The following is a 3,536-nucleotide window of genomic DNA, read 5'->3' on the forward strand; positions in this document are numbered from 1 at the left end:
GCCCGTCCGGCGTTTGAGGACGAGGCCGTTCAGGCCGAAAGGGGGGTCTGGGGGCGGCAGCCCCCAGTGACGTCCGCACCAGCGCCGGGAGCCATCCCATCCCGGACCACTAAACTGACCCGCGTGAACGTCCTCCTCATCGGTAATGGCGCCCGCGAACACGCCCTGTGCCGCTCCCTGTCCCTCGACCCCGACGTCACCGCGCTCTACTGCGCCCCCGGCAACGCCGGCATCGCCGAGGTCGCCGAGCTGCGTCAGGTCGACCCCCTCGACGGCGAGGCCGTAGCGGCGCTGGCCGTGGAACTGGGCGCCGACCTGGTCGTCGTAGGACCGGAGGCGCCGCTCGTCGCCGGGGTCGCCGACGCCGTACGAGGCGCGGGCATCCCCGTCTTCGGTCCCTCCGGGGAGGCCGCGCAGCTGGAGGGCTCCAAGGCCTTCGCGAAGGACGTCATGGCGGGAGCCGGCGTCCCCACGGCCCGCTCGTACGTCTGTACGACACCGGACGAGGTGGATGAAGCCCTCGACGCCTTCGGTGCCCCGTACGTCGTGAAGGACGACGGACTCGCGGCCGGCAAGGGCGTGGTCGTCACCGACGACCTCGAAGCGGCCGCCGCCCACGCGAACTCCTGCGACCGCGTCGTCATCGAGGAGTTCCTCGACGGCCCCGAGGTCTCCCTCTTCGCCATCACCGACGGCGAGACGGTCCTCCCGCTCCAGCCCGCCCAGGACTTCAAGCGCGCGCTGGACGACGACGAGGGCCCGAACACGGGCGGCATGGGCGCCTACTCGCCGCTCCCCTGGGCCGACCCGAAGCTGGTCGAGGAAGTCCTCCAGACGGTTCTGCAGCCGACGGTCGACGAACTGCGCCGCCGCGGCACCCCCTTCTCCGGCCTCCTCTACGCGGGCCTCGCGATCACCTCGCGCGGCGTCCGCGTGATCGAGTTCAACGCCCGCTTCGGCGACCCGGAGACCCAGGTGGTCCTGGCCCGCCTGAAGACCCCGCTGGCGGGCATCCTCCTCGCGGCGGCCAACGGCACCCTCGCCGACCTGGAGCCCCTGCGCTGGAGCGACGACGCGGCGGTCACCGTGGTCATCGCCTCGCACAACTACCCCGCCACCCCGCGCACCGGCGACCCGATCACCGGCCTCGCCGACGTGGCCGCCGAGGACGCCCCGCACGCGTACGTCCTGCACGCGGGCACGAAGCGCGACGGCGACGCGGTCGTGAGCGCGGGCGGCCGGGTGCTCTCCGTGACGGCGACCGGCAAGAACCTGAGCCAGGCCCGCGACCGCGCGTACACGGCCCTCGGCCGCATCCACCTGGACGGCTCCCAGCACCGCACGGACATCGCGGCGAAGGCGGCGGCGGGCGAGTAACCGTACAGTCACCGATGAACCCCTCGGGCCCCGAATCCGTCTAAGGATGCGGGGCCCGACAGTCGTTCAAAGGGCTCTCAGCTGCCGCTTCCCTGCCACTCCGTCGTCGCCGTGCGTCACCCACCTCTCCCCAAAGCCATTCCATCGAGTGACCGATCCCCCATCCGGCTGACGAGGACCGGGCCCCCAACTATGGTGCGGCGCAAGCATTCCGGCACTTGGCCCACCGGCATTGCGATGTCAGTGGTGGGTGCCACAGTGGGGGAGTGAGCAACGTCAGGGTGTGCGGAAAAGGTAGGGGGTGACATCCGGTCGTGACCGGTATGGGTGTGGAGGCGGGCGCGCAGGTCGCGCGTTCCCGGGCCCTGGCCGTGCTGCGCATCCGCAGCAGGGCCCTGGCCGTCGCCCTGCTGCCCGCGGCCGTCGCCGTCGTGCTGTGGGCAGGTGTCTCCACCGGCCACCTCGTGGGCAGCGGCTGGCACCTCGCCCGCTGGATCACGAGCGGCGCCGCGATCGTCGTACTCCTCGCGGCGGCCGTCATCGCCCTGGTCGTCGCCCGCGCCCGCCCCGCCATGAGCCCCACGGTCCCGATAGCCGAGGAATCGGCCCCGGACCTCTACCACCTGGTGCGCGACCTGGCCGACCGGCTGGGCGTCCCCGCACCTTCCGCGATAGCGCTCACCCCGGACTGCGACAGCTGGCTGGAGGACCGTACCCACCGCGCCCACACCCCGCCCCCGGCGGAGGACCGGGACGAGATATCGGGCGTACGAGGCCTGCGTCCCGCCCTCCAGGGGCAGCACCGGCGTGCGGCGGCGACGGCGGCGCCCGTCCTCGTGATCGGCTCGCCGTTCCTGTGGTGGATGCGCGTCGGCGAACTGCGCGCGGTCCTCGCCCCGGTCGTCGCCGGTACGGGCCCTTCGGCGCACCCGGACATCGCGGCGGCGCGGCGCTTCGTACGAGGCCTGGACGCGGCGGTTGCCGTGGCCGCGGCGCCGCAGCGCGGACCCGTGTCCCGTACGGCGCTCGCGGGCGTCGGCTGGGTCGCGAGGCTGCTGCTGCGCGGCTGTCGGGTGCACGCGGCCGAGATGGAGCGCGGGGTCGCGGTGGCCGCCGCCGAGCGTGCACAGGCTGTGGATTACGGGCTGCGGATCGTCGCACAGGAACAGGTCGGGCTGGCGTACGCGGGCTGGGACCGGCTGCTGACCCGGGTCGCGCTCCCCGCCTGGCGGATGGGCCGCTGGCCGGCCCGGCTGGACGCGGGTGTCGTCGCGGCGCTCACGGAACTGTCGCGCCGCGACCGGCTGGCCGAGGGCTTCACGTCCCGCCTGGGCGAACGCCCGGCCTGCGACCTGCTCGAAGAGCCCGGCGCGATCGACGAGGCGGCCTCGCTCCTCGCCGCCCGCCTCTTCCACGGGGGTCCGGCCGAGCCCGGCCCGGACTGGGCGCCGGTGGACTGGCAGGAGTACCCGGAGGAGGTGGTCGACCGTAAGTGGCGTACGGACGCGGCACGCCTGCACCGGGTCCTGGACACGTTGGGTGTCCACCGCACGGCGACACCCACACGCCGGGACCCCGACGCCCCGACCCTCTCCCGGGTGATGAACCACTTGGCGACGCCGCAGACGCCTCAGCCGCCCGCGAGGGAGAAGGCGGACGAGGAGGAGTACGGGGACGGCGACGAGGAACGGGTGGGAAGCGAACGCAGTGAGGCTCTTGCCGCCGGGATCAGTGCGGAGGTCGCCCGCGAGGAGGAGGCGGCGGCGCCGACTGGCCTGGCCGGCCAGGGCCCGGACACGTCCGTCTGGGACGACGGCGGGCTGCCGCTCTTCCCTCTGCAGCCCCCGCGTACGGGCCGTGAGCTGCTCGCCGATCACGTCACCGCGATGGTGTGCTGTGCGGCGATGGACACGGCTGGGGCGACACCGGGCCTGGACTGGCTGGACGGCCCGTCGCTCCTCCTCAACGGCGAACGAGCGGCGGACCTGGGCCCAAGGGTCCTGACCCTGATAGAAACAGGCGACCCGGCCCCCCTGGAGGCATGGCTCCGCACAACAGGAGTACGCCCGGAGAAACCGGTACGCCTGGTGTGACCCGAGGGTTTTTCGCCCCCGCCGCCCTTACCCGTTCCCATCCTCGGGGGCTGCCGCCCCCGAACC

At 73.4% G+C, this 3,536-nt stretch carries 2 protein-coding genes; both read left to right on the forward strand.

Translation table 11 applies throughout. The features are described 5' to 3' along the window. Positions 1-123 precede the first annotated feature (123 nt). Complete coding sequence (purD, locus tag ACWCRB_RS49475) at positions 124-1,377, forward strand: phosphoribosylamine--glycine ligase (RefSeq protein ID WP_451002323.1); 1,254 nt, start codon at positions 124-126, stop codon at positions 1,375-1,377. Positions 1,378-1,700: 323 nt separating this feature from the next. Beyond that, entirely contained in the window at positions 1,701-3,470 is a 1,770-nt protein-coding gene (locus tag ACWCRB_RS49480; RefSeq protein ID WP_451002324.1) for a hypothetical protein, read from the forward strand. The last annotated feature ends 66 nt before the right edge of the window (positions 3,471-3,536 follow it).

The organism is Streptomyces sp. NPDC002156 (assembly GCF_053593675.1).

Coding starts and splice junctions, on each gene's coding strand:
- ACWCRB_RS49480 (WP_451002324.1), top strand. CDS start 1,701: ATGGGTGTGGAGGCGGGCGCGCAGGTCGCGCGTTCCCGGGCCCTGGCC.